We start from the raw sequence: 24,061 nt of genomic DNA, 5'->3' as shown, positions 1-24,061 counted from the left end.
GGTATGACCGTCGTCCGCACGACGACCGTTGTCCGCACGACGACCGCCGTCCGTACGCGTAGGGCCACGACCGGCCGATCCTGCCGCAGCGCGTCGGCACAGGATCCGGGGCCAGGGGCCGGACGGCAAGCCGGGCAGCCGGAAGGTGGGCCGGACAAGTGGCCGCGCAAGCCGGACGGCCGGGTTGTTCCGAAGATCCGCTCTGGGCCGTCCGAGTGGTGTTCATCAGAAGAACCGCTTAGCAGCTGCGTCGGTCCTTCGCATCCTGAGATGCGTACACATCATGAGAAAGGTATGTAGATCGCCCAATCCGAAAGCGAGGGATCATGACCTCCGTCAAGGTCAGAAATCTGTGGACCGCGTTCCTCACCGCGCTTGTCGCACTGCTCACGTCGCTGGGGCTGACCAGCGCCACCGCCGCCGACCGGCAGGCTCCCGTGCAGACGCCGGACGAGCCGGTCCGGCCCGACGCGCCGGTGCGGTCGCACGACTCGGGGCTCTCCGGCCGTCCCGAGCTGCCGCAACAGGAGCGTGACCGGGAAGCGGAGCGCCACTGGGAGCGTGAGCGCGTCACCAGGGCGCTGCCGCAGCCTCTGGTGCCCGCGCAGATCACGCGCTGGAACCAGGGGGCACGCGACAGATCGCTGCCTCCCACGATCAAGCAGCGCATCGGCGCCGAGGCCCATGGCTCTTCGCCCTCCGTACGCAAGCTGCCCGCGTTCGACTTCGGTGGCCCGCTGACCGACATCGGTGCGGAAACGGTCGCCGCACGGGCCCTCACCTCGGATTCACAGGCGCGCACCGGCTCCACGGCCATGGACGACTCGCCCAGGGGCACCGACCCCCTGGCGGCCGCTGACGCCGTGGACGGCGACTCACCGACGGCCTCCGTTCGGCAGACGACCACCGCGGGCCCGCCGGCAGCCGCTGACCGCTCGGCGACGCTGCACCAACTGTTCGCGAACCGGCCTCACGCGAACCGGCCTCACGCGGACGAGACCACGGCGGCGGACGAGACCACGGCGGACGAGCCGTCCTCGAATGAGCCGTCCTCGAACGAGCCGTCCTCGAACGAGCCGTCCTCGAATGAGCCGTCCTCGAACGAGCCGTCCTCGAACGAGCCGTACGTGGGATCCCCGTCCGGCGACCTCCGGACCCACGCTCGCCCGGCCTCGGCGAAGGCGGCCCTCAGGTCTGTCCAGGGCTCCGGCCAGGGCACCAGGCAGGTCTCTGTCCAGGGCTCCGTTTCGGGTCACGCCCAGACCCGCTCCGGCCAGGGCTCCGGAGCCCGGGAACTCCACGCCGCCCATCGGGCGCGCACCGTCGACCTGACCGCGGCGTGATGCGCCGGGAGCCGCACTCGCAACCCCCGGCGCCACGCGCCGAAGCGCCCGCCTCGAAGGCGGTACCCGGTCAGCGACGGTCGTCGCGATCCGGCCCCTCCGCCTCCGCCTGCTTGGCCTGTACCTCGGGATCCAGCGCCTCCGGACTGCCGTCGACGGACGACAGCGGATCACGGCCGGAGACCTCGGTGGCCGCCGGCGGTTCCACCAGCCAGTCCGGGTTCGCCTGCTTGTCCCACCACTTCCAGGCCGCGTAAGCCCCGGCGGCCACGACACCGACGATCGCGAGACCCTTGGAAAGACGCGCGGCCTTCGCCCGCCGCTTGTGCTTCCTCACAATCTTCTGAATCTCCTTCGGCGTCACCTGACCGCGCAGTGCGGCCAGTGCGGCGGTGGAGCGAGCAGCGGCCTCCTCCCGTACGGGCTGGGCCGCGGCAACCGCGTTCTCGATACGCGGTTTGGTGTAATCCGTCGCCTGACGAGCGGCCCTCCGGGCACGGACCGCCGCCCGATGCGCGGCGTCGTCCACTTTCGGCGGCACATGCGGCGCCACACGGGCGCCGTACTGGACGCGGGCCTGCTGAGCGGCCTTCGAGACTCTTGGCGCGAGCCGTACGCGGGCTTCGTGTGCGTAGTGCACGGCCTGGTCCCTGGCCGTACCGGCGTATGGCGCCACCACTTCCGCGGCGTGCAGCACGCTGTCCTTCGCCGTATCGCTCGCGGCGCGCACGCTGTCCATGCGGGTCACGGGGATCCTCCTCCTCGGTGGCGTTCGGGTCACGGGGGTTCGACCCCACTGCGGGCTCAATCCCGGTTCGGCACATTTCGTCTATCCGTCTGCTGCGAAATCATGCCTGTTGACCGCCGCCCCGGCATGCGATGCGGGCATCCGGGTCATGCGGGGACCTCGCGATCGACGATGCCACCGTTCGTCTCACAGCGCCTCTTCTGCCGACAGTCCGGCCTGCTCTCTCACCGCGCCGTCCTTCCGTGGGAGGATCAGGGCGTTCAGAGAAGTCTTACGGAAGGCAAGGACCGTGGCCGAGCAGCTTTTCGCCACCCTCAAGACCAACAACGGCGACATTGAGATCCGGCTCCTGCCGAACCACGCGCCCAAGACGGTCAAGAACTTCGTCGAGCTCGCCCAGGGCGAGCGTGAGTGGACCCACCCGGCCACCGGCAAGAAGTCCAAGGACAGGCTGTACGACGGCACGGTGTTCCACCGCGTGATCAGCGGCTTCATGATCCAGGGCGGCGACCCCCTGGGCAACGGCACCGGCGGCCCCGGCTATGAGTTCGGGGACGAATTCCACCCGGAGCTGTCCTTCGACCGGCCGTATCTGCTGGCCATGGCCAACGCCGGACCGGGCACCAACGGCTCGCAGTTCTTCATCACCGTGGCCCCCACCACCTGGCTGACCCGCAAGCACACCATCTTCGGCGAGGTCACCACCGACGCGGGCAAGAAGGTCGTGGACGCCATCGTGGGCACCCAGACCAACCCGCGCACCGACCGCCCGGTCCAGGATGTCGTGATCGAGTCCGTCGTGATCGAGACCCGCGAGGTCTGAGGCCACCCGCTCTCAACGGCGTACGGCGTACTGCGTCCCATGCCTATGGGACGCAGTACGCCGTACCCCGACCCGTGCGACAGCGCTCTCGCCGCGCATGTCCGCGATGGCGCCGCGCCCACCCGGCGACGGTGCCGAACCCGCCGTGATGGCGTCCTCACGCCGGAACCGCGGCGGCAGGGAACAAATCCGCCCCGTTCATCCGTCTGGATGGACGGGGCGGTGTGTTGAGTCGGGAATACTGATTGAGGTACTTCATGGACCAGGCGCCAGGCAGTTCGCCGGAGTCGCAGGGGGCGCACGGCCTGCCCAGCTGCTATCGGCACCCGGGCCGCGAGACGGGTATCACCTGTACCCGCTGCGAGCGCCCGATCTGTACGGAGTGCATGATCAGCGCGTCGGTCGGCTTCCAGTGCCCGGAATGCGTCCGTTCCGGTTCCGGTACGGGCCATGGCCCGTCCGCCAATCAGCCGCGCACGATAGCCGGGGGCACGATCGCCGCCGACTCGTTCCTGGTCACCAAGATCCTCATCGGGATCAATCTCGCCGTGTTCGTCATGGTGCTGGCCCTCGGCCCGCGGTTCGTCGATCGGACCGAGCTGATCGGGTACGCGATCAGCCCTCGGCTGGTCGAGATCATCGGACTCGCGGACGGTGAGTGGTACCGGCTGTTCACCTCGATGTTCGTCCACCAGGAGGTGGCGCACATCGCGTTCAACATGCTCGCCCTGTGGTTCCTGGGCCGGATGGTCGAGCCCGCGCTCGGCCGCAGCCGGTTCCTCGCCCTCTATCTGGTCTCGGGTCTCGGCGGTGACGCCCTCGTCTATCTGCTGGAGAACCCGGCCCGGGGGACGATCGGCGCCTCGGGCGCGATCTTCGGCCTGGTCGGGGCCTTCGCCGTACTGGCCCGCCGGTCGAACCTCGATATGCGGCCGGTCATCCTGATCATCGGGCTGAATCTGCTCATCACCTTCAGCCAGCCCGACCAGATCTCCTGGGAGGCCCATATCGGAGGGCTGGTGACCGGGGTTCTCCTCGCCATCGGCCTGGTGTACGGGCCGCGTGAGCACCGCAAGATCCTTCAGGCGGGGACCTTCGCCGCTGTCCTGCTCGTGATCGCCGTGGCGCTGCTGCTCAGAACCGTCGCCCTCACCGGCTGAGCAGGGCGATCTGCAGGGCCGGTGGTTGTCCACAGCGAGTGCCGGATCTTGTGCATGCCGTGGGGAACATGTGTGCCCCTTGTCGCCGATACGGGTTTACCCAGCAGGGACAAGGGGCGGAGCGTGCTACCGGGATGATTGGAGTAGTCATACCGGCGTCAATGTTCTGAAGGTTATCCACAGATCGTCTGACCTTTTCCCCACTGTGGACAACCGCTGTGGATAACCTTGGGGCGGAGCTTGACTCCCTGGCTGTGGAGCCGCTGATTCCCCGCTACTTCCACTGGGTGGAGACGCCGAAGCCGGCGGCGATGAAGCCGAAGCCCGCGACGATGTTCCAGTTCTTGATGCTCTTGATCGGGAGTGCGCCCTCGGTCACATAGAAGAGGACGATCCAGGCGAGCCCAATGAGGAACAGCCCGAGCATCACCGGCGCGACCCAACTGCGATTGGTCAGCCTGATGCTCGTCGCCTGCTTCGAAGCAGGCGGCGTGAAGTCGGCCTTCTTGCGGATACGTGACTTCGGCACGAGGGACTCTCCTGTCGATGCGCTGCGTGACCGCGCAGGTAACTGTGGCTGGCGCCGGGGTGCGGAGGTGTGGGGACCACTGCCTCCCCCGGGCGTCCGTTAGCGTAGTGCTTCCGCGGCGACTGATGAGATAAGGGTACGCTGAGGAATTCTGCCGACTTCGGGCCAGGGCACCCATGACCCTGGTGCGAGCGCCGGGCAAAAAGATACAAGCGGCGCAAGCGGCACCGGACGGCAAGACGCGAGCGATACCACACGTAGGCGACACACGACACAAGAGGTACGGGTTCGATGAGGGGTGGACGCCGGATCACGGGCAGGGTGCTCACCGCTGCCGTTTTCGCCCTCGCCGGAGTGATCTTCGTGACCTCCTTCAATACGGCGAAGGGCACCAACCTCCGTACGGACGACTCGCTGCTGAAGCTCTCCGACCTCGTCCAGCAGCGCAGCGAGAAGAACGGCGAACTCGACGAGTCCACCGGGGCGCTCCGCGACGACGTCGACGCCCTCGCCCAGCGCGACGACGGCTCCACCGAGGCGGAGGACGCGAGGTTCGGCGCCCTTGAGAACGCGGCGGGCACCGAGAAGGTCAGCGGAAACGCGCTCACGGTCACCCTCAACGACGCTCCGCCCAACGCCCGTGCCGCCCCCGGCTACCCCGAGCCGCAGGCCAATGACCTGGTCATCCACCAGCAGGATCTGCAGGCCGTCGTGAACGCCCTGTGGCAGGGCGGCGCCAAGGGCATCCAGGTCATGGACCAGCGTCTGATCTCCACCAGCGCCGTCCGGTGCGTGGGGAACACCTTGATCCTCCAGGGGAGGGTCTACTCACCCCCGTACAAGATCACCGCCGTCGGTGACCGCGGGCGGCTCCAGAAGGCGCTCGACGGGTCCGAGGCGATCCAGAACTACCGGCTGTATGTGAAGGCGTACGGACTGGGCTGGAAGGTCGACGAGCGCGAGGCGGTGACCCTTCCGGGCTACTCGGGCACGGTGGATCTCCACTACGCGAAGCCCGTGGAGTAGCGCCGGGGGTCCGGCGTCGGTCGGCGTCGGTTCGGCTGGTCGTCACTTCCCCGGCTGCGGCCCGGCGACGCCGTGGCGCTGACGAGCGGCGTGACCTGGTTCGCCCACCGGATCGACAGATCGACAGAAAGCCCTACCGAATGGTCTCGACCGACATCGGAATGATCGATTCCGTTCTGAAGAAGTCACCTTTCGGAGAATCGGGCCGATTTCCCACCCTGACGACGTGTGATCCGGAGTGGGCAGCAGCCGCCGGCTGAACGTCCGGGCACGCCTCGACGCCACCCGGCCTGTGACACAGGGCAAACCGGAAGCTTCGCGCAGCTGACCCACCGGACCCGGCTGCCCCTTAGTCTGGAGCGGTAACGAAACGGAAAGGGACGGCATGTACGGCTGGATCTGGCGGCATCTGCCGGGCAACGCGTGGGTGCGGGCGTTCATCTCGCTCGTCCTGGTCCTCGCCGTTGTCTATGTGCTGTTCCAGTACGTCTTCCCGTGGGCGGAGCCTCTGCTTCCGTTCAACGACGTGACAGTTGACGGAGAGAGCGCCGGCACGAGCGGAGAGGGGGCGTCCCGATGAGCGGCACCCCGATGAGCGGCAGCGGCATGAGCGGTACGGGCGCCACACCGCGCGCACGCATCCTGGTCGTCGACAACTACGACAGCTTCGTCTTCAACCTCGTCCAGTATCTGTACCAGCTGGGCGCCGAGTGCGAGGTCGTACGGAACGACGAGGTCGCCCTCTCGCACGCGCAGGACGGCTTCGACGGCGTACTGCTCTCACCCGGCCCCGGCGCCCCGGAACAGGCCGGTGTCTGCATCGAGATGGTGCGCCACTGCGCCGCCACGGGCGTCCCGGTCTTCGGCGTCTGTCTGGGGATGCAGTCGATGGCCGTGGCGTACGGCGGTGTCGTGGACCGCGCCCCCGAGCTGCTGCACGGCAAGACCTCGCTGGTCACCCATGAGGGGCAGGGCGTCTTCGCCGGGCTGCCTTCGCCCTTCACCGCCACGCGCTACCACTCGCTGGCCGCGGAACCGGCCGGGTTCCCCGAGGTGCTGGAGGTCACGGCGCGGACGGCCGACGGCATCATCATGGGGCTGCGCCACCGTGAACTGCCCGTCGAGGGAGTGCAGTTCCACCCCGAGTCCGTGCTCACCGAGCATGGACACCTGATGCTCGCCAACTGGCTTGTCCAGTGCGGCGACACCGGGGCGATCGAGCGTTCGGTGGGGCTCGCGCCGGTGGTGGGCAAGGCTGTGGCGTGACAGCCCGGCGTTCCGGGGAGGACGGAGTCCCGCCTGCGGACACGCGGGTGGAGGGGGGCCCCGAGCGCGTACCGGCGCACGAGTCCGTGTCATGGGCGGACGGCTGGCCGGAACCGGACCCTGTGACCCGGCACCGGGCCGAGCCTTCGCCGCAGGGGCACTCGTCGGGCCGGTCCTGGAGCCCGTCCCCCGCCGGAGCCGATGACCAGTCGCCCTCGCCGTCTTTGCCCCAGGCCCCTTCCGAGGGGGCGCGGCGACCCCGGCACGCCAAGCAGCCGACCGAGCCGGAACTCCAGCCTCCGGGCCAGGGACAGCCCTTCTCGGCCCTCTCGCCGTCGTACGGCGGGACCTATCAGCAGGACTGGTCCGCGCGGCCCGAGGGGGACCCCGGGCGCGACCCGGGCGCGATATCCGTCGACGGGAACGCCGGTGGCGACGGCAGCGGCGGTGGCGGCTGGGTGGGCCGGAGTTCCGGTGCCCATGCCGGTGCGGCTGTCGGCGCCCATGCCGGTGCGGCCGCCGATGCGGGAGTCGGTGACGGTCCGTGGACGGCGGAGGGCCGGGCCGAGCCGTACGACGAGACCATGGGACTCCGTACGGCCGACACGCGCCGCGCACGGGAAACCCCGGCGGCCCGGTCGTTCCCGCCCACGTCATCGCCCGATCCCGACCCGCTGACCGAACCCACCGCCCTGATCCCACGGATCCCGCAGACCTCGGAGCCCCCACAGACCACGTCGCCCACCGCGGCGTCCGCCCCGCCCGGCCCCGGCCGGGCCGAGCGCCGCAGGGCTGCCAAGGGCCGGGGCCGTAAGCAGTCCGACCCCGCCGCCGCGACCGCGTCCGCTGACGCGACCGCCATGGGGACGGCATCAGACGCACCCGCCAGGCCCCTCTCTCGCGTGGAGGCCCGCCGTGCCGCCCGAGCGGCCAAGGACAGTCCGGCCGTCATCGCCAGCCGTGCCATCGGGGAGCTGTTCATCAGCTTCGGCGTGTTGATGCTGCTGTTCGTCACCTATCAGCTTTGGTGGACCAATGTCCGCGCCGGGCAGGAAGTCAGCAAGGAGACGAACAAGATCCAGGACAGCTTCGAGAGCGACGAGCGCAATCCGGGCGTCTTCGAGCCGGGCCAGGGTTTCGCGATCATGTACATCCCCAAGCTGGACGTGGTCGTCCCGGTGGCCGAGGGCATCGACAAGAACAAGGTCCTCGACCGGGGCATGGTGGGCCACTACGGCGAGGGCAAGCTCAAGACGGCGATGCCCGCCGACAAGAAGGGCAACTTCGCGGTGGCCGGCCATCGCAACACCCATGGAGAACCGTTCCGGTACATCAACCGGCTCAAGCCCGGGGACCCGATCGTCGTCGAGACCAAAGAGGCGTACTACACGTACGAGATGGCGAGCATCCTGCCCCAGACATCGCCGTCCAACATCGGCGTCATCGGGCCCGTTCCGCCCGGATCCGGCTTCACGGAGCCGGGTCGTTACATCACTCTGACGACGTGTACGCCGGAATTCACCAGTACCTATCGCATGATCGTGTGGGGCAAGATGGTCGAGGAACGGCCGCGCAGCAAGGGCAAACCGGACGCCCTCGTAGGCTAGGTCGTTTCTGATGGATCAGGCTGGATCAGTGAGCGGGGTCTGGTGCCGTGGATCGCAAGGCGGAGGAGGGAGTCCATGCGGAGCATCGGCGACCGACGACAACGCAGCGAGGCGCGGTGCCAGGGCACGCGAGCCCAGCAAGATCCATCAGAAGCGGCCTAGGGCCGGTCTGACGCCTCAGACCGGGCCCAGGGACTTCAGACGGGAACAGTGCAGTGTCACGTGCGCGTAGCCGGATCGCCGGCGTCATCAGCGTTCTCGGCGAGTTGTTGATCACGGCGGGCATCGTGCTGGGGCTCTTCGTCGCGTACTCGCTGTGGTGGACGAACGTCCTCGCCGACCGTGAGGCGTCCCGGCAGAGCGACGATGTGCGCGACGGCTGGAAGAAGGAAAATACGCCGCTCGGCCTCGACACCAAGGACGGCATCGGCTTCCTCCATGTGCCCGCCATGAAGAACGGCGAGGTGCTGGTGAAGAAGGGCACCGATCCCAAGGAACTGAACGACGGCGTCGCGGGCTACTACAACGAGCCCGTCAAATCGGCGCTCCCCTGGGATCCCAAGGGGAACTTCACGCTCGCCGCGCACCGTGACGGTCACGGGGCGAAGTTCCACAACATCCACAAGGTGAAGGTGGGAGACCCGATCGTCTTCGAGACGAAGGACACCTGGTACGTCTACAAGGTCTACAGCAAGCTCCCGAAGACCTCGAAGTACAACGTGCAGGTGCTGGACCCCGTGCCGAAGGAGTCGGGGAAGACGAAGGCCGGCCGTTACATCACGCTGACGACCTGCACACCCGTCTTCACCTCCGACTACCGCTACATCGTGTGGGGCGAGCTGGTGCGGGAGGTCAAGGTCGACAACGACCGGACGCCGCCCGAGGAACTGCGCTGAAACGATCTTCTCCACGGCACCGCCCCCGCTACGCGCACCGCCCTCGCACGCGCACCGCCCTCGCACGCGCACCGCCCTCGCACGCGCGCCGCCCCCGCACCGCCCCCGCACCGTGTCCGTACGCGCACCGTGTCCGCACGCAAAGGCCCCGGCCGCCCTTCACAGGGTGCCGGGGCCTTCGTATCAAGGCTGTCGGGGATTCGGGGATCAGTCCCCGGATCCGCCGATCAGGCCGCCGTTGTTCCCGCCGCCGTTGTTTCCGTTGCCCCCGCCGAAGTCCTGGGTCCGGACGCTGATCTGGTCGTTGGCATTGGCCGGCGAACCGGCCGGAGGGTTCTGGGCCACGATCCGGGCGCTGTCGTTGTCCGGGCCGTCGATGTTCCCCATCTGCAGGCCGGCCTGTTGCAGGATCGCCGTGGCCTGCTCGATCGTCTGGCCGAACAGGTTCGGCACCTGTGTCTGCTGCTGCTGAGGACCCTTGGAGACCGTGAGGGTCACCGTCGTGCCCTCACCCGCCCTGCTGTTGCCCCCCGGATCCTGGGAGATGACCTCGTCCTTCGGCCTGTCGGAATCCACGAACTTCGGGTTGACCTGGAATCCCAGGGTTTCCAACTGCTGCTGCGCGGCCGCGAGCTGGTTCCCGACCACCTGCGGCACGTTCTTCTGGGCCTGCCTGGCGACCGTGATCGTGACCGTCGATTTCTTCTCGGCCTGGCTGTTGCCCGGCGGATTCTGCGAGACGACCGTGCCGGGGTCCTCGTCCGACGACTCGGTCGTCTTGACCTCGACCTGGAAGCCCTTGCGCGTCAGCGCTTCCTTGGCGCTCTCCTCGGACTTCTCCGTGACATCGGGAACCTCGATCTTCGGAGCGCCCTCGGAGACGACGACCTCGATCGTCTGGCCCTCCGGCACCTTGCCGGAATCCGGCGTCTGGCTGCAGATCGTGCCCTTGGGCTGGTCGCAGCGGGCCGTGCCCGACTGGGTGACCTTGAGACTCACATTGCCCGCGAGACGTTCCGCGTCCTCCAGCGTCTTGCCGACGAGCAGGGGCACCGGCACATCCAGCTGGTCCTTGCCCGCGCCGTCGAAGATGGATCTGCCGATCAGGATGGCGCCGACCAGCACCAGGACGGCGGCGACCGCCAGCAGGATCGTCGAGGTGTTCGACTTCTTCTGCCGGCGGCGGTCCGGGCGGTCGTCATAGCCTCCGGCCGCCCCGTCATCGGGGTTCATCGGCGGGAGCATGGAGGTCTGGGCGGCCGGATCGGCCTGCCGCAGCGCCGTCGTGGCCTGGTCGCCCCCGCCGTAACCGCCGTAACCGACCGCGCCCATCGCCGCCGTCGCCGCGACCGGCTGCCCGTCGAGGCACGCCTCGATGTCGGCGCGCATCTCGTCGGCGGACTGGTAGCGGTAGTCGGGATCCTTGACCAGCGCCCGCAGGACGATGGCGTCCATCTCGGGCGTGATCTCGGGGTCGAAGGTGGAGGGCGGCTGCGGCTCCTCCCGTACATGCTGATACGCCACCGCGACCGGCGAGTCGCCCACGAAGGGCGGTCGCACGGTCAGCAGCTCGTAGAGCAGACAGCCGGTGGAGTACAGGTCGGAGCGGGCGTCGACCTGCTCGCCCTTGGCCTGCTCGGGGGAGAGGTACTGGGCGGTTCCGATGACGGCCGAGGTCTGGGTCATCGTCATACCGGCGTCGCCCATGGCGCGCGCGATGCCGAAGTCCATCACCTTGACCTGGCCGGTGCGCGTGAGCATCACGTTCGCCGGCTTGATGTCGCGGTGGACGATGCCGTTGCGGTGGGAGTACTCCAGCGCCTGGAGGATGCCCGTCGTCATCTCCAGCGTGCGCTCGGGGAGCAGTCTCCGTCCGGAGTGCAGCAGCTCTCTGAGCGTGGAACCGTCGACGTACTCCATCACGATGTACGGGATCGAGACCCCGTCGACGTAGTCCTCACCGGTGTCGTACACAGCGACGATCGCCGGGTGGTTGAGCGAGGCGGCCGACTGGGCCTCCCGGCGGAACCGGGCCTGGAAGGACGGGTCACGGGCGAGGTCGGCCCGCAGCGTCTTCACGGCGACGGTGCGGCCGAGCCGGGTGTCGTGGGCGAGGTAGACCTCCGCCATGCCACCACGGCCGAGCACCGAGCCCAGTTCATACCGGCCGCCGAGGCGACGCGGCTCTTCCATAACTAGTTCCAGCCCTCTCCGTCAGTCCCACCGGGCTGTCCGCGGTCCGGTGATGTGCTGCTCGCGCATACGCTACCGGGCGCTAACCACACGGTCGGCCCGTCACCGTCACCTGATACCTGACCGGTATCGCACTGTGCTGGTATGAGAGACGGACGTGATCTGCGTCACCGATCGTCGTCACGGAGCCGCCGCTCACCGTCCCAGCACCGCCTTCATCACATTCTTCGCGATCGGAGCGGCGAGCCCGCCGCCGGAGATGTCGTCCCGGCTCGCGTCGCTGTCCTCCACGACGACCGCCACGGCGACCGGGGATCCTTCAGCGGTTTTGGCGTACGAGATGAACCAGGCGTACGGCCGCTGGCTGTTCTTCTCGCCGTGCTGCGCGGTACCCGTCTTGCCGCCGACCTTGACGTCACCGCCGATGGCGGCATTGCGGCCGCCGCCGTTCTCGACGACGTTCTCCATCATGTCCTGGAGGAGCTGAGCGTTCTCCGCGGAGAGCGGACGGCTCATCTCCTGGGGCCTCGTCTCGGAGATGACGTCGGTGTTGGCGACCAGCTTGTCGACCATGTACGGCTTCATCAGCTTGCCGTCATTGGCGATCGCCGAGGCGACCATCGCCATCTGGAGCGGGGTGGCCGCGGTGTTGAACTGGCCGATCGACGAGAGCGCGTTGCCGGGGCGGTCCATGGCCTTGTCGTAACGGGACTCGGCGCCACGGACCGGGGTGTCCAGCTCGGCGTCGTTGAAACCGAACTTCTGCGCGGTCTCCACCATCTTGTCCCGGCCGACGTCGTCACCGAGCTTGGCGAAGACGGAGTTGCAGGAGACCTCCAGCGCCTTCTTCAGAGTCGCGTTCTCGCACCCGCTGACCTGGTTCTTCATCCGAGTCGTGGTCGTGGGCAGAATGTACGGCTCCGGGGTGTCGGTCGGCGCGTTGATGTCGTCGACCTTGCCGTGCTCCAGCCCCGCAGCGGCGGTCACCACCTTGAACGTCGAGCCGGGCGGGTAGACCTCGCGGAGCGCCCGGTTGAGCATGGGCTTGTCCTTGTTCGCCTTCGACGTCAGCTCGGTCCACGCCTTGGAGTCCTTGTCGGAGTTGCCGGCGAAGGAGGAGGGGTCGTACGAGGGGGTGGAGGCCAGGGCGAGGATCTTCCCGGTCTTCGGGTCCATCGCGGCGACGGCCCCCTTCTTGGAGCCGAGCCCCTCGAACGCGGCCTTCTGCGCGGCCCCGTTCAGGGTGGTGACGACGTCTCCGCCCTTCTTCTTGTCGCCGCTGAACATCGCCATCGTGCGGTCGAAGAAGAGCTGGTCGGAGTTGCCGGTGAGGATGCCGTCCTCGAGCTTCTCCAACTGGTTGGCGTCGAACGCCTGCGAGGCGTACCCGGTGACAGGCGCCCACATGGGTCCGTTGACATAGGTCCGCTTGAACGCGAAGTCGGTGCCCTCGGTCTTGACGGAGCCGGTGATGGGCTTGCCGTCGACGATGATGTTGCCGCGCTCGCTCGCGTACCGCTCGATGAGGACGCGGCGGTTCTCGGACCGGGTGTTGAGGCTGTCGGCCTGGACGTACTGGAGCCAGTTGGAGCGCACCAGCAGGGCGAGGACGAGGATTCCGCAGAAGATCGCGATCCGGCGCAGGGGCTTGTTCACGTTCGGACCACCTGGGTCATCTCGGCGTCGGGTGAGGGAGCGGGCGTCGGCGCGGGTCGGCGGGCGGTGTCGCTGATACGGAGCAGGATGGCGATCAGCGCCCAGTTGGCGATCACCGACGAACCGCCGGCCGCGACGAACGGCATCGTCATACCGGTCAGCGGGATGAGCCCCATCACACCGCCGGCGACCACGAAGACCTGGAGTGCGAACGCGCCCGAGAGGCCGATCGCGAGGAGCTTGCCGAACGGGTCGCGGGCGGCCAGCGCCGTACGGACACCGCGCTCCACGATCAGGCCGTAGATCATCAGGAACGCCATCATCCCCGCCAGGCCCAGCTCCTCGCCGAAGCTGGCGACGATGAAGTCGGAGTTGGCGGCGAACATGATCAGGTCGGAGTCGCCCTGGCCGAGGCCGGTGCCCAGGGTGCCGCCGGCGCCGAAGGACATCAGCGCCTGCCCGATCTGCTCACAGGCGTTGATCTCCTTGTAGCAGCTGAAAGGGTCGAGCCAGGCGTCCACACGGGACTGCACATGGCTGGCGAAGGAGGCCACGCCGACCGCGCCCGCCGCCGACATCCCCAGACCGAGGACGATCCAGCTGGTCCGCTCCGTGGCGACGTACAGCATGATCACGAAGAGGCCGAAGAAGAGCAGCGAGGTGCCGAGGTCGGTTTCGAAGACCAGGATCAGGATCGACATCACCCAGACGACCAGGATCGGACCGAGGTCCCGGCCGCGCGGCAGGTACAGCCCCAGCACCCGGCGGCTGGCGAGCGCGAGCGCGTCCCGCTTCACCATGAGATAGCCGGAGAAGAAGATCGCGATGATGATCTTCGCGAATTCGCCGGGCTGGATGTTGATCGGACCGAGGCTGATCCAGATCCGCGCGCCGTTGCGGGCGGGGAAGAACATCGGCAGCGCCAGCAGGACCAGTGCCACGGCCATGGAGATGTAGGTGTAGCGCTGGAGGATGCGGTGGTCCTTCAGCAGCAGCAGGACAGCGGCGAAGAGCGCGATGCCGATGGCCGAGTACATCATCTGCTTGGGGGCGTCCGCGGCGAAGCCGCCGAAGAGCCGCTCGGCGCGCGCGATCAGCCGGGGTGACTGGTCGAGGCGCCAGATCATCACCAGTCCGAGGCCGTTGAGCAGCACCGCCAGCGGCAGCAGCAGCGGATCGGCGTACTTGGCGAACTTGCGCACCACGAGATGGGCCACGCCCGCGAGCAGCGTCAGCCCGAGTCCGTAACCGAGCATCCCGGACGGGACCTTGCCGTCGATTGCGAGGCCCACGTTCAGATACGCGAACACCGGGATGGCGACCGCGAAGGCGAGCAGCATCAGCTCGGTGTTGCGGCGGCTCGGTGCGTCGATGGCGCCGATCGTGGTGGTGTTGGTGACAACGCTCATGGTGGAGAGGGCCCCCTACGGCCGATTACTGCTTTCCGCAGTTCGAGGCCAGCTTCTGCTCCTTTTCCGAGAGGGTGGGGCCCGGAGTGGGAGCGGCTGCGGACGGCTTACCGGAATTCTGGGTCGTGGGCTTACCGGTGGTCCCCGCCTCGCCATCACCGGGCGGCGGGGTCGCGGCGGCCTTGTCGGCGGCCTCGCGGCGCTGTTCTTCCTTCTTGCAGGCGTCGGCCTGGCCGGCGAGTTCGGTGATCTTCGCACGGGCCTTGCCGAGGCTGTCCCGCTGGATCGTGCCCTCGACCTGCTTGCGCTGGTAGGGCGGGAGGTACTTGAGTTCGATCTCGGGGTGATCCTTCTCCAGATCCGAGAGCGAGACCCACGCCAGATCCTGGCTGATGCCCCGGTACAGCGCGACGTGCCCGTCGCGGGAGCCGACGTAGTACTGCGTCTGCGTCCAGCGCCAGCCACCGTAGAGACCGCCGCCCACGACGGCGAGGGCGAGCACGACGAAGAAGGTCCCCTTGAGCCATTTACGGCCGCCGCGCGGCTTCGTGAAGTCGTCGTCGTCCGCGTAGGCGCCGAAGCCGCCCTCCGGCGGCGTTCCCCCGTACCCCATCCCGTCGCCGCTGCCGGGCGGGCCGAAGCCGCCCGGCTGAGGCGGCACCTGGCGGCCGAGACCGGCGGCGCGGCCGGCCGGGGTCTGCATCGCACCGCCGTCGTTCAGCGGGTACTGGTTCTCGGCGACGGCGCCGACGACGACCGGGGTGTCGCTGAGCTGTCCGGCCAGCGTGTCGTTGGACTCGGTGTCGAGGACATCGGCGACGATGCAGGTGATGTTGTCCGGGCCGCCGCCGCGCAGGGCGAGCTGGATCAGGTTCTGAATGGTCTCCTGCGGGCCCTGGTAGCTGGCGAGGGTCTCCTCCATCGTCTGATGGGAGACGACGCCCGAGAGCCCGTCGGAACAGATCAGATAGCGGTCCCCGGCACGGACCTCGCGGATCGACAGATCGGGCTCGACATGGTCGCCACTGCCCAGCGCGCGCATCAGCAGGGAGCGCTGCGGATGGGTGGTGGCCTCTTCCTCGGTGATACGGCCCTCGTCGACCAGCCGCTGGACCCAGGTGTGGTCCTGGGTGATCTGGGTCAGCACGCCGTCGCGGAGCAGATAGGCGCGGGAGTCGCCGACATGGACGAGACCGAGTCGCTGGCCGGTCCAGAGCAGCGCGGTGAGCGTGGTGCCCATGCCTTCGAGCTGGGGGTCCTCCTCGACCATCAGCCGGAGCTGGTCGTTGGCGCGCTGCACGGCGGTGCCGAGCGAGGTGAGGATGTCGGAGCCGGGCACATCGTCGTCGAGCGTGACGAGGGTGGAGATGACCTCCGACGAGGCGACCTCGCCGGCGGCCTGTCCCCCCATGCCGTCGGCGATCGCCAGGAGACGTGGACCGGCGTAGCCGGAGTCCTCGTTGCCCTCCCGGATCATGCCTTTGTGCGATCCGGCGGCGAAGCGCAGAGACAGACTCATGCGCACCTGCCCTGTCGAATCTGCCTCGGGGTACAGCCGGTCTCTAGCCACACTGCCCACCCTCCGGTCGGGAGCCCGTCCCGGTCGCCTGTCGGGACCGCCGCGGCTCGCTCGCTCCGCTCGCGCGCTGTCATTAGTCCTACTACTTCCGCAGCTCGATGACTGTCTTGCCGATGCGGATCGGCGCGCCCAGCGGAATCGGTGTCGGGGTGGTGAGACGGGTCCGGTCGAGATAGGTGCCGTTGGTGGACCCGAGATCCTCGACGATCCATTGGCCGTCACGGTCCGGGTAGATCCTGGCATGCCTGCTGGACGCGTAGTCGTCGTCCAGCACGATCGTCGAATCGTGCGCCCGGCCCAGCGTGATGGTCTGGCCCTGGAGCGCCACCGTGGTGCCGGTGAGGGTCCCCTCCGAGACGATCAGCTTGGTCGGTGCTCCCCGCCGCTGCCGGCTGTTCGGCTGCTGCCGCTGCTGCGGTGGCGTCGCGGCCTGACGCGCCTGCTGCGGGCGGGTATCGGAGTTGCGGCGTGAACCGCGCTGGGTGACGCGTGTGCCGAACAGGTCACTGCGGATGACCTGGACGGCCACGATCACGAACAGCCACAGAACGGCCAGGAAACCTAGCCGCATGACCGTCAGGGTCAGCTCTGACATTGCCCCCGCTTCACCCTTCGGCTTGCCGGTAAACGATGGTGGTGCTGCCCACGACGATCCGCGAGCCGTCGCGGAGCGTAGCGCGGGTGGTGTGCTGCCCGTCTACCACGATGCCGTTGGTAGACCCGAGATCCTGGATCGTCGAGGGCGTTCCGGTCCGGATCTCACAGTGCCTGCGGGATACACCGGGATCGTCGATCCGCACGTCGGCGTCGGTGCTGCGGCCCAGCACCAGCGTCGGGCGGGAGATCTGATGGCGGGTGCCGTTGATCTCGATCCAGCGGCGTACCTGCGCGCCCGGCATCGGGCCGGGGCCGCCGGCCGGACGCCGGTCCCCCACGGGTGCGAGTCCGGGCCGTCCCGCGCCCGGAGGCGGGGCGGACGGCATGGGAGGCGCTCCGGCGGGGGGGCTGCCGACCGCGCGGGGCGGATAGCCGTAGCCGCCCCCCTGCCCGGCCGCCGGGCCCTGGTCGGGAGAGTGTGACGTACTCGACGCGAGAGTACGGCTGCGTACCCGGTACAGGCCGGTGTCGAGGTCGTCCGCCTTCTCCAGATGGACCTTGATCGGCCCCATGAAGGTGTAGCGCTGCTGCTTGGCGTAGTCCCGCACCAGACCGGCCAGCTCGTCGCCGAGCTGCCCGGAGTAGGGGCTCAGACGCTCGAAGTCGGGTGCGCTCAACTCGACGATGAAGTCATTGGGGACGACCGTCCGGTCGCGGTTCCAGATCGTCGCGTTGTTGTCGCACTCACGCTGGAGCGCGCCGGCGATCTCGACGGGCTGGACCTCGGACTTGAACACCTTGGCGAAGGTGCCGTTGACCAGACCTTCGAGTCGCTGCTCGAAACGCTTCAGGACTCCCATCGGGCACCTCCTCCATCGCTGCAGTCCTGATACTGCTTACTGATCGTATCCACGCGTCGGGAAATCGGCTGGTTCCCCTTGTCTGCCCCGTCGATGAGTGTCACCTCTCACACGGATCGTAGAGGCGGCCTCATGCCAGTGTCCCGCACCCGGGGTGGACCGGGGAGGAGTGGGGGGCGGGCCGTGCGGCGGAGCGCGGGGCGATCTCCTCGTGGATCTCCCCGACGCGGTCCCCGGGGGGAGCGAGACCGGCCGCCGTCCGTGCGCTGTCCGTCCGTGTCCGCTCCTCGTCCGATGCCTCGGGGCCTGTCCCGCTGCCTGTTCCGCTGCCTGTTCCGTCGCGTGTCCATGGTGCGTCCCTGGTGTGCGCTCGACCTGTGCCCCGACGTCCTCGGCCTGTGTCCCGACCGTGTTCCCCGGGCACGGCTGCCCCAACAAAGGGATGTGAATCCCCCCTGTGCACCGTGCTAATCTTCTGGATGTCGCCAGGGGGACGCACCGATGAGTGCCGAAGCCGGGCGGCGGCACCCAATGCGCGGGTGGCGGAATAGGCAGACGCGCTGGATTCAGGTTCCAGTGCCCGAAAGGGCGTGGGGGTTCAACTCCCCCCTCGCGCACAGATCGGAAGCCCCGCAGGTCATGGACCTGCGGGGCTTCCGCGTACTTCGACGTGTTCGCCCCCTCGTGAGCCATGGCGGCCTCCGAGCCAGTGTGACGCGGGGCACGGGTAGGGGAGTTCCCTCGGCGTGAGGACATGCTCCGGCACGTGGCACGCCCCCGCTGGGCGCGTGGTGGGGGATCGCCGACGGTGCGACGTTCGTCGTTTCCGTCGGGGACGAAAGTGGGCCGTGGACGCCGGGCCCCGCTGCCTAGGGTGCGCATGTGAATGCGCCGAAGAGGATCTGGGCCGGACTCCGGGCGGGCTGCGCATGGCTCATGGAGCCCGAGCCGTGGTCGCCGAACCGTGGCTCCGCGGTGGCCTCGAACCCGGGTTTTCCGGCGGTGCCGAGACGGGGACCGGCGGCGGAGCTGCTGGTCGCGCTGGTGCTGGCCCTGACGGCGGTTGGGTTCGAGGAACTGCTGGGCGAGGGCTGGCCGCGGATGACCGCCGTGGCCCTGGGAGCCGCGGCGGTCTCCTTGCTGCGCCGCCGGCTGCCGGTGCCCATGCTGCTGGTCAGCGCGCCGCTCGCCGGGGCCGTGGGCGGGTTCGCCCTGGTGTCGACGGTCGTGGCCTGGTCGGCCGGGCGAAGGATCGAGGGGGCCGGGCGGGCGCTCGCCGCGTTCACCATCGCGTACGTCCTCTACGCCGGCGGCGCGCTCGTGACCGGCTGGTCCGAGTCGATGTCGCTGGTACTGGCGCTGATGACCACCCTGACCTTCCTGGCGACGGACGTCGTGCCCGGACTCGCCGGCCGGTACTGGAGCCAGCGGCGGACCCTGCTGCACGCCCTGCGGGAGCGGAACGCCCAGTTGCTGTGGGAACGCCAGATGGTCGCCGGTCAGGCACGGCTGCTGGAGCGGCAGCGGATCGCCCAGGACATGCACGACAGCCTCGGCCACCAGCTGGCCCTGATCTCGGTGCACACCGGAGCGCTGGAGGTCGATCCTCAACTCACCGCGCGGCAGCGGGAGGCGGTCGGAGTGCTGCGGGACGCGTCCGTGGCCGCCATGCACGAGCTGCGCGAGGTCGTCGGCATTCTGCGGGACGGCGTGGAGAGCTCACAGGCCCCGGGCGACGAAACGGGTCGCGCGGCCCGCGGAACGGCCGGTATCGACGCGCTCGTGGAGGCGTCCATGGCTGCGGGCAACACCCTCCGGCTGCGGCGCACAGGCGACGCGCGGCCTCTCGCCCCGGCCGCGGACAACGCCGCGTACCGCATCGTGCAGGAGGCGCTGACGAACGCGTACAAGCACGCCCCCGGTGCCCCGATCGATGTGGAGCTGAGGTACGAACCCGACTCCCTCGTCGTGGAGATCGTCAATGGCGTGGCGGACCCGGATGCGTACGCCGCGGCGGTCAGCGGAGGACAGGGGCTGACCGGGCTGTCCGAGCGGGCACGGCTCGTCGGCGGGATCGTCCACGCCGGGCCGGCGGACGGTGGGGGTTTCCGGGTGGCGGGGATGCTCCCGTACGCGGTGGTGGAAGCAGCGCCTTTCGTCGCACCCGGCGACGACTTTCATCGGCAGTCGGCGACGGCTCCCCACGGGCACGGTGTTCCGGTCACGAACTGGGACCTCGCGAAGAAGGAGCCGACGATGAGCGAACTGGACGGAAGCCGGAGGAGTGGCATCGGCGCTTTCGAGTTGGGCTGCGGAATATCCCTGGTCGCGGTGTTTCTGGTGGCGGCGGCCGGCGCCGTGGGCGGCTTCGCCCTGGCCCCCTCGAAGGATGAGGCGGTGATCGACCAGGCGAAGTACGACTCGTTGAAGCTCGGGTCCGACGAGGACGAGGTACGCGACAAGCTGCCGCGCGGCGAGAGCTTCGTCAATCAGGGGCTGGACGACGATGAGAAGACGCCCCGGAAGCCCGAGGGTTCCACGTGCCTGGTGGTCATGTCGGAGGAGGCCGGCAGCGAAAAGGACACCGAGCCGGTGTTCCGGTTCTGCTTCAAGGACGGCAAGCTGATCGAGAAGAAGGCGTACGAGGTCAGGCTTTAGCCAGAGCTCTGGAGAGCCGAGGGTCGCGCGCACCGGGTCCTGGACGGGCGGCCGGTGCGGGCGGCCGGTTTGGGCAGGCTGGGAGCGGCCGGTGGACTGGCTGACATGCGTGACGGGGTGAGGATGGGATATGACGGTGGCGCGGATCCGGGTCCTGATCGCGGATGACGAGCCGCTCATCAGGGCCGGGATCCGGATGATCCTCACCTCGGACCAGGAGATCGAGGTCGTGGCGGAGGCGGCGAACGGACGCGAGGCGATCGAGCTGGCGCGGTCCTACAGCGCCGACGTGGTGCTGCTGGACATCCAGATGCCGGTGATGGACGGACTGACGGCGATGGGGGAACTGCGTCGGGCCGCGCCCGCCGCGCGGGTGATCATTCTGACGACCTTCGGTGAACGTGAGAACGTCCTGCGCGCGCTGGAGTCCGGCGGGGTCGGCTTCCTGCTGAAGGACACCGCGCCCGCGGAGCTGATCGGAGCCGTACGGGCCGCCGCTTCGGGAGATGCCTATCTCTCCCCCGGAGCGACCCGGCATGTCGTCGATCAACTGGCCGCTGGCCGGGCGGCGACCCGCAGTGAGCAGGCGCGGGTCCGGGTGGCCCGGCTGAGCGCGCGCGAACAGGATGTGCTGGCCCTTCTCGGTGAAGGGCTCTCCAACGCCGACGCGGGGAAGCGGCTCCATATGAGCGAGGCCACGGTGAAGACCTATGTCAGCCGGATCCTGGCCAAGCTGGAGTGCGACAACCGGGTGCAGGCGGCTCTGCTGGCACGGGACGCGGAACTCGGCGCCTGACGGGTGGCCCTGTGGTTACGGCGGTGGCTGTCGCGGTGGCTGTGCGGTGGTTCGCGGTTACGGCCGGGACGGTGGGGTGTCGCCGGCTGGAGCTGTGCGCGGTGGCTGCGAACCGATCGCGCGGATCCGACGTTTCACGTGGAACATCCGCGTTGTCTGTTTCACGTGAAACGTTGCGGATGGCGGTGTGTGGCGGCGCGGTGGCGGTAAGGCGGTGGCGGCTCGGTCGGCGGGCGCGGTGTGGGTGCGGCGGATGAAGGTTTCCGGTCGCGTGGTGGGTTGATCGGTGGATTCTTCTCGTATATCCGGCATGCCACTCTCTGGGAGTCCTGGATGCGCGGACGAGGTCCGGCGGTCTGAACGGCCCTGATCCACAGGGACGTTGGCGGGCGGGCGGGGACCGTGTGGGCCGCGGGGCGTGTGATGGGGTTATCCACAGGGGGAGACGGCCGTCGGGGAGCGGCGGTACGGTCAGGGGCAATTGATGTTGAAGCGGTACGGAGCGGGGGGCAGCGCGTCATGAGCGAGGCTGAGACGGTGGCGCCGGTGGGGCTGACCGAGGCCGGGGCGGCTGGTTCGGGTTCGGCCGCGCGGGCGGTCGGCGGCGGGCGTATCCCGGTGGTGCCCGGCTTCGCACGGCGCGGGGGAGCCCTGAGCGGTCAGCGGGAGCCCGGTGGCGCGGAAGCCGTCCGTACGCCGAAGCAGGAGGGCAAGGAACTGCGGGACCGGGTTCCGCGGTCCTCGCACGACACACTGGTGCTGGCGACGGACCGGCCCGACGCGGTCGAGGCGGTCGAGGAGTCCAGCCGGGGGCGGGTGGCCGAGTTGACCCCGCTCCGGGTGGGCAGGATGGCCGCCTCGCCCTTCGCCTTTCTGCGCGGCTCGGCCGGACTGATGGCCCATGATCTGGTGGGCACCCCGGCGACCGGGGTGACCGCCCAGCTCTGCGGAGACGCACACGCGGCGAACTTCGGCCTCTACGGCGACGCCCGCGGCCGGCTGGTGATCGATCTGAACGACTTCGACGAGACCGTCGTCGGCCCCTGGGAGTGGGACCTCAAGCGGCTCGCGGTCTCGCTGGTGCTGGCGGGCCGGGTGGGCGGCGCGGACGAGACGATATGCCGTGCGGCCGCCTTCGACACCGTGGGCGCCTACCGGCGCACTATGCGGCTGCTGGCGAAGCTGCCCGCGCTGGAGGCGTGGAACGCGATCGCCGACGAGGAGCTGGTGTCCCACACGGACGCGCGCGACCTCGTCGGCACCCTGGAGCGCGTTTCGGAGAAGGCCCGTAACAACACCAGTGCGCGCTTCGCCGCCAAGGCGACCGAGGTGGTCTCGGAACCCGAGGGCGAAGGCCGGCGCTTCGTGGACGCGCCGCCGGTGCTGCGGCGCGTGCCCGACGGCGAGGCGGCGGCCGTCGCCTCCGCGCTGGAGCAGTACCTGGGCACGGTGTCGGAGGACCGGCTGCCGCTGCTCGCACGGTACGAGATCCACGATGTGGCGTTCCGCGTGGTGGGCACCGGAAGCGTCGGCACCCGCTCCTATGTCGTGCTGCTGCTCGACCACCGGGGCGATCCACTGGTGTTGCAGGTGAAGGAGGCGAGGGCCTCCGCACTGCTGCCGCATCTGGCCGCCGCCGGGTTCCCGGTGCCGGAGCCTGAGCACGAGGGTCGCCGGGTGGTCCTCGGCCAGAAGCGGATGCAGGTCGTCAGCGACATTCTGCTGGGCTGGACCACGGTCGACGGACGGCCTTTCCAGGTGCGGCAGTTCAGGAACCGCAAGGGCAGTGTGGATCCGGCCGCGCTCACACCCGACCAGCTCGACGACTACGGGCGGATGACGGGCGCCCTGCTGGCCCGCGCCCACGCACACAGCGCGGACCCCCGGCTGCTCTCCGGGTACTGCGGCAAGAGCGAGGAGCTGGACGAGGCCGTGGCCGCCTTCGCCGTGCTGTACGCGGACCGCACGGAAGCGGATCACACGACCCTCCTGACGGCGATCAAGAACGGCCGGACGGCTGCTGAGCTGGGGGTGTGACCACAGGCCCGGCCACGCCCGTAGGCTGGGTGGGTGACCCAGGATGCGCCCGGCGGGCCGACGACCCGGAACGACGAAGAGCAGGACGCGCAGATCCGGCCGGAGGCTCGGCTGGAGAAGGCCGTGCGCGCGGCCGAGCAGGCGCTGATCGAGTTCGAGATCGCTCTGGAGACGTTCCGGGTGGAGGTGGAGAACTTCTCCCGGCTGCACCACCAGAAACTCGGCCCGATGTACGCACGACTGGACGAACTGGACGCCCAGATCGCCGAGGCCAAGGCCGCCCGCACCGGCGACCCCGAGGATCTGCGCAGAGCGCGTGAGGCGCGGGCGATCGTGATGCCGATGCCCGGTGTGGAGGAGCTGTTCCACGACTGGATGGATTCCGACGGCCTCTCCCCCGAGGCCGCCGCGATGCTGGACGGCCGGCCCGTGCGGGCTCCCAAGCGCGTACGGCCGAGCGATGAGGCCCGCAGGCTCTACCGCGAGCTGGCCCGCAAAGCGCACCCGGATCTCGCACAGGACGAGTCGGAGCGGAGCAGGCGCGAGGAGTTCATCACACGGGTCAATGCCGCCTACGGCCTCGGCGACACCGATCTGCTGCGCGAGCTGGCCAGTGAGTGGGAGGCGGGGCCCGTACCCGCCGAGCACCGGCTGAGCGAGGCCGAGGAGCTTTACGCCCGGCTGGAGTGGCTCGCACAGCGCAGGGAGAAGCTGGGCACCGTCGCGCAGGAGCTGGAGGAGAGCGCGATCGGCGCGATGCTGCGGCTGGCACCCGAAGATCCGGACCGGCTGCTGGAGGAGATCGCCGAGCAGCTGCTCGCGCAGGTCGCCGAGCGGGAGAGGGAACTCGCCCGGCTCGTGGAGTAGGTTTCCCAGGG

20 protein-coding genes and 1 tRNA gene are annotated in these 24,061 nt (G+C 69.0%); 13 read left to right on the top strand and 8 right to left on the bottom strand.

Going from position 1 to position 24,061, the window contains the following annotated elements:
* Positions 1-326: 326 nt before the first annotated feature.
* Positions 327-1,343, top strand: a complete 1,017-nt coding sequence (locus tag ACWEFL_RS22040) for a DUF6344 domain-containing protein (protein ID WP_451715193.1) — start codon at positions 327-329, stop codon at positions 1,341-1,343.
* Between the two features lie 70 nt (positions 1,344-1,413).
* Here the strand turns inward: ACWEFL_RS22040 and ACWEFL_RS22035 are convergent, their stop codons facing one another.
* A complete protein-coding gene (locus tag ACWEFL_RS22035; protein ID WP_451715191.1) occupies positions 1,414-2,091 on the bottom strand; it encodes a DUF5324 family protein in 678 nt (225 codons plus the stop codon).
* A 289-nt stretch (positions 2,092-2,380) separates the two neighbouring features.
* On the opposite strand from ACWEFL_RS22035, the gene ACWEFL_RS22030 reads away from it, so the two are divergent.
* Together ACWEFL_RS22030 and ACWEFL_RS22025 are read left to right on the top strand one after the other, a co-directional pair.
* A complete protein-coding gene (locus tag ACWEFL_RS22030) occupies positions 2,381-2,914 on the top strand; it encodes a peptidylprolyl isomerase (RefSeq protein ID WP_451715188.1) in 534 nt (177 codons plus the stop codon).
* 257 nt (positions 2,915-3,171) lie between these two features.
* Positions 3,172-4,074, top strand: a complete 903-nt coding sequence (locus ACWEFL_RS22025; RefSeq protein ID WP_451715185.1) for a rhomboid family intramembrane serine protease — start codon at positions 3,172-3,174, stop codon at positions 4,072-4,074.
* Between the two features lie 274 nt (positions 4,075-4,348).
* Here the strand turns inward: ACWEFL_RS22025 and crgA are convergent, their stop codons facing one another.
* Entirely contained in the window at positions 4,349-4,603 is a 255-nt protein-coding gene (gene crgA, locus ACWEFL_RS22020; protein ID WP_451715183.1) for a cell division protein CrgA, read from the bottom strand.
* Positions 4,604-4,894: 291 nt separating this feature from the next.
* Here crgA and ACWEFL_RS22015 point away from each other — a divergent pair, with 291 nt between their 5' ends.
* From ACWEFL_RS22015 to ACWEFL_RS21995, 5 genes are all read left to right on the top strand, one after another.
* Positions 4,895-5,629 (top strand): DUF881 domain-containing protein, encoded by a 735-nt coding sequence (locus tag ACWEFL_RS22015; protein ID WP_451715181.1) that lies wholly within the window; start codon positions 4,895-4,897, stop codon positions 5,627-5,629.
* Between the two features lie 385 nt (positions 5,630-6,014).
* On the top strand, positions 6,015-6,209 hold the full coding sequence (locus ACWEFL_RS22010; RefSeq protein ID WP_451715179.1) for a hypothetical protein: 195 nt from the start codon (positions 6,015-6,017) through the stop codon (positions 6,207-6,209).
* A gap of 26 nt (positions 6,210-6,235) precedes the next feature.
* On the top strand, positions 6,236-6,895 hold the full coding sequence (locus ACWEFL_RS22005; protein ID WP_451715263.1) for an aminodeoxychorismate/anthranilate synthase component II: 660 nt from the start codon (positions 6,236-6,238) through the stop codon (positions 6,893-6,895).
* A 224-nt stretch (positions 6,896-7,119) separates the two neighbouring features.
* Entirely contained in the window at positions 7,120-8,502 is a 1,383-nt protein-coding gene (locus ACWEFL_RS22000; RefSeq protein WP_451715177.1) for a class E sortase, read from the top strand.
* A gap of 215 nt (positions 8,503-8,717) precedes the next feature.
* Positions 8,718-9,398 carry a class E sortase gene (locus tag ACWEFL_RS21995; RefSeq protein WP_451715174.1) on the top strand — a complete coding sequence of 227 codons (681 nt, stop codon included), beginning with the start codon at positions 8,718-8,720 and terminating at the stop codon, positions 9,396-9,398.
* A 207-nt stretch (positions 9,399-9,605) separates the two neighbouring features.
* On the opposite strand, the gene pknB is transcribed toward ACWEFL_RS21995, so the two are convergent.
* The 6 genes from pknB to ACWEFL_RS21965 form a co-directional block, all read right to left on the bottom strand.
* Positions 9,606-11,591 carry a Stk1 family PASTA domain-containing Ser/Thr kinase gene (gene pknB, locus ACWEFL_RS21990; protein ID WP_451715171.1) on the bottom strand — a complete coding sequence of 662 codons (1,986 nt, stop codon included), beginning with the start codon at positions 11,589-11,591 and terminating at the stop codon, positions 9,606-9,608.
* Positions 11,592-11,786: 195 nt separating this feature from the next.
* Complete coding sequence (locus ACWEFL_RS21985; RefSeq protein ID WP_451715168.1) at positions 11,787-13,247, bottom strand: peptidoglycan D,D-transpeptidase FtsI family protein; 1,461 nt, start codon at positions 13,245-13,247, stop codon at positions 11,787-11,789.
* The gene (locus ACWEFL_RS21980) at positions 13,244-14,656 is read right to left on the bottom strand and encodes an FtsW/RodA/SpoVE family cell cycle protein (protein WP_451715166.1); all 1,413 of its coding nucleotides are present in this window, start codon (positions 14,654-14,656) and stop codon (positions 13,244-13,246) included. The genes ACWEFL_RS21985 and ACWEFL_RS21980 overlap by 4 nt, the downstream gene beginning before the upstream one ends.
* Positions 14,657-14,681: 25 nt before the next feature.
* On the bottom strand, positions 14,682-16,175 hold the full coding sequence (locus ACWEFL_RS21975) for a PP2C family protein-serine/threonine phosphatase (RefSeq protein WP_451715163.1): 1,494 nt from the start codon (positions 16,173-16,175) through the stop codon (positions 14,682-14,684).
* Between the two features lie 142 nt (positions 16,176-16,317).
* Positions 16,318-16,830 (bottom strand): FHA domain-containing protein FhaB/FipA, encoded by a 513-nt coding sequence (locus ACWEFL_RS21970; RefSeq protein ID WP_451715161.1) that lies wholly within the window; start codon positions 16,828-16,830, stop codon positions 16,318-16,320.
* Positions 16,831-16,840: 10 nt separating this feature from the next.
* On the bottom strand, positions 16,841-17,692 hold the full coding sequence (locus ACWEFL_RS21965; RefSeq protein WP_451715159.1) for an FhaA domain-containing protein: 852 nt from the start codon (positions 17,690-17,692) through the stop codon (positions 16,841-16,843).
* A 533-nt stretch (positions 17,693-18,225) separates the two neighbouring features.
* On the opposite strand from ACWEFL_RS21965, the gene ACWEFL_RS21960 reads away from it, so the two are divergent.
* The 5 genes from ACWEFL_RS21960 to ACWEFL_RS21940 all read left to right on the top strand — a co-directional run bounded on the left by ACWEFL_RS21960 (position 18,226) and on the right by ACWEFL_RS21940 (position 24,050).
* Positions 18,226-18,309 (top strand) — tRNA-Leu (locus ACWEFL_RS21960).
* 265 nt (positions 18,310-18,574) lie between these two features.
* Positions 18,575-20,350: a sensor histidine kinase gene (locus tag ACWEFL_RS21955; RefSeq protein ID WP_451715157.1), complete on the top strand. Its 1,776-nt coding sequence runs from the start codon at positions 18,575-18,577 to the stop codon at positions 20,348-20,350.
* A gap of 130 nt (positions 20,351-20,480) precedes the next feature.
* A complete protein-coding gene (locus ACWEFL_RS21950) occupies positions 20,481-21,146 on the top strand; it encodes a response regulator (RefSeq protein ID WP_451715154.1) in 666 nt (221 codons plus the stop codon).
* 519 nt (positions 21,147-21,665) lie between these two features.
* Entirely contained in the window at positions 21,666-23,183 is a 1,518-nt protein-coding gene (locus ACWEFL_RS21945; protein WP_451715152.1) for a DUF2252 domain-containing protein, read from the top strand.
* Between the two features lie 33 nt (positions 23,184-23,216).
* Positions 23,217-24,050: a hypothetical protein gene (locus ACWEFL_RS21940; protein WP_451715149.1), complete on the top strand. Its 834-nt coding sequence runs from the start codon at positions 23,217-23,219 to the stop codon at positions 24,048-24,050.
* Positions 24,051-24,061: the final 11 nt, after the last annotated feature.

Source organism: Streptomyces sp. NPDC004838 (assembly GCF_053600955.1).
Note: the sequence above shows the minus strand (reverse complement) of the source record. Positions and strands in the feature narration are given on the sequence as shown.

Excerpts from the sequence above, each read along its gene's own strand:
- ACWEFL_RS21945 (WP_451715152.1), top strand. The coding sequence starts at position 21,666 with ATGAGCGAGGCTGAGACGGTGGCGCCGGTGGGGCTGACCGAGGCCGGG.
- ACWEFL_RS21970 (WP_451715161.1), bottom strand. The coding sequence starts at position 16,830 with ATGTCAGAGCTGACCCTGACGGTCATGCGGCTAGGTTTCCTGGCCGTT.
- ACWEFL_RS22040 (WP_451715193.1), top strand. The coding sequence starts at position 327 with ATGACCTCCGTCAAGGTCAGAAATCTGTGGACCGCGTTCCTCACCGCG.
- ACWEFL_RS22005 (WP_451715263.1), top strand. The coding sequence starts at position 6,236 with ATGAGCGGTACGGGCGCCACACCGCGCGCACGCATCCTGGTCGTCGAC.
- ACWEFL_RS21965 (WP_451715159.1), bottom strand. The coding sequence starts at position 17,692 with ATGGGAGTCCTGAAGCGTTTCGAGCAGCGACTCGAAGGTCTGGTCAAC.
- ACWEFL_RS22010 (WP_451715179.1), top strand. The coding sequence starts at position 6,015 with ATGTACGGCTGGATCTGGCGGCATCTGCCGGGCAACGCGTGGGTGCGG.
- ACWEFL_RS22025 (WP_451715185.1), top strand. The coding sequence starts at position 3,172 with ATGGACCAGGCGCCAGGCAGTTCGCCGGAGTCGCAGGGGGCGCACGGC.
- pknB (WP_451715171.1), bottom strand. The coding sequence starts at position 11,591 with ATGGAAGAGCCGCGTCGCCTCGGCGGCCGGTATGAACTGGGCTCGGTG.
- ACWEFL_RS21950 (WP_451715154.1), top strand. The coding sequence starts at position 20,481 with ATGACGGTGGCGCGGATCCGGGTCCTGATCGCGGATGACGAGCCGCTC.
- ACWEFL_RS21975 (WP_451715163.1), bottom strand. The coding sequence starts at position 16,175 with ATGAGTCTGTCTCTGCGCTTCGCCGCCGGATCGCACAAAGGCATGATC.
- ACWEFL_RS22015 (WP_451715181.1), top strand. The coding sequence starts at position 4,895 with ATGAGGGGTGGACGCCGGATCACGGGCAGGGTGCTCACCGCTGCCGTT.
- ACWEFL_RS21980 (WP_451715166.1), bottom strand. The coding sequence starts at position 14,656 with ATGAGCGTTGTCACCAACACCACCACGATCGGCGCCATCGACGCACCG.